This window comes from uncultured Campylobacter sp. (assembly GCF_938018145.1).
Taxonomy (GTDB): domain Bacteria; phylum Campylobacterota; class Campylobacteria; order Campylobacterales; family Campylobacteraceae; genus Campylobacter_A.
The window spans coordinates 1-1609 of the sequence record NZ_CALIII010000084.1; the positions used below are offsets into that span (position 1 = coordinate 1).

At 46.8% G+C, this 1609-nt stretch carries 2 protein-coding genes and 1 tRNA gene; all 3 read right to left on the reverse strand.

All coding sequences use genetic code 11. From position 1 onward, the window contains the following. On the reverse strand, positions 1-401 hold a 401-nt coding region (locus Q0338_RS01825; RefSeq protein WP_298085270.1), incomplete at its 3' end, for a metallophosphoesterase. A 56-nt stretch (positions 402-457) separates the two neighbouring features. Next, positions 458-545, reverse strand: a tRNA-Ser gene (locus Q0338_RS01830). Positions 546-717: 172 nt separating this feature from the next. Then, positions 718-1609 (reverse strand): class I SAM-dependent methyltransferase (locus tag Q0338_RS01835; RefSeq protein ID WP_298085271.1); only part of this gene is annotated, 892 nt, incomplete at its 5' end.

Genomic DNA, 1609 nt, shown 5'->3' on the forward strand with positions numbered 1-1609 from the left:
ACGTGGGGCATATCGCCGATAAAATCCTTTAGCCACGAGAGCGCGAAGCTGTTTAAATTTCGCTTGTAGATCGACCTTTTGGTTTTATCGCCGCCGTTTCTAAGCCAAATTTGATGATCTAGCGTATCGCCGCCAAAATACCCGTCCATCATCATTTTTTCGTGATTTCCCAGCACGTGGATCAGCGCGTATCCGTTTCTAACTAGCTCGGCGTATCTTTTGTATAGTCCGATCGTATCCTCGCCGCGGTCGCAGCTGTCGCCTAAAATAATAACCAAATCCTTTTTGGTCAAATTTATCTTTTTAATCATCAGGTTAAAAAGCCCGAGGCAGCCGTGCAGATCGCCGAATACGAAAATCCGCGCGTAATCATCTTCGTTTATGTGTTTTATCTTTATCATTTTTTGTTCTTGCGTTAAATTTGTGGAAAATTTTTGGGTTAAGTTTTATAAGATTATGGCAGATGGGAAGGGATTCGAACCCTCGAAAGCTTGCACTTTACACGCGTTCCAGGCGTGCTCCTTCAACCGCTCGGACACCCATCTATGAAGCCTGGATTATAGCTAAAATTTAATAAGCGCAAACTTATATTTGAGCTCGATCGCGTTTTGCGGCGGCGTCAAATTTAGCGCGCGTAACGTTTTAGCGTCATAAAGGTGCGGGTTAGGACGCAAAACAGTCAAATTTGCCGCTAAATTTAGCTGAAATTTGAGCGAATTACCCGCGCTTACCTAGAGCGAAAACAAACATCCTGCACGCCTCGCGAAACGGCTTTATGTAGCCCAGCATGCGCGCGATAAGCCCCCAGCGGTGTTTGTACATATTTGTCATGGTGCCGATTTCTAGGCACTTGATGCGCTCTTTATCCCACGCCTCGACCTCGTCCGCGCCCTCTACGCTCATCTTAAATTTAACGTCTCCTTTCATAAATTTAAGCACGTCGTGCTTGCGCGCGTTTGACCTTGCGGCAAATTTGTTTATCAAATCGGTGAGCAAAAGCCCCTCGAACCGCTCGCTCAAATTTAGCACAAACTCCCGAAATACCGCCTTTTCAAAATACATCGCCACGCCCTCTAGCACGAAAATAAACTTCGCGCCCGCGTGCTTTCTCGCTAACTCGTCCATCCACGCGGTTTCTAGCATCGAGCACGCTAGGCTGTAGTTTCGCGGCGCTTTTGGCACGAGCTTATCGCGAAGGGCGATGACATCGGGCAAATCAAGGTCGTAAAAGGTCGCCTCGGGGCAAACGGGAGCTAGCCTAAGAGGCCTGGTATCAAGCCCTGCACCTACTTGAACGATGACGGCACTCGGGTGCTCGCGCGTAAATTTAAGTATGCAGTCGTCAAAAAACCTCGCGCGTATCACCGTGCCGACCCTGCTTAGCGTAGAGCGGTCAAATTTGGCGAAATCATAATCGATCCTGCTCGCGACGTCGCCTGAAAATTCGTCTTTTAGTATGGGCTTGGCCTCCTCATTTTCCTTACTTCTAAAGTATAAATTTATAAGTAGCGTTTCGGAGACGATATCCGCAAATGCGATCTTTTCCATCTCGTTTTTCCTTTTTATTTTGATAATCTTTATAGAAATTGTAGTGCAAACGGCTTTAAAA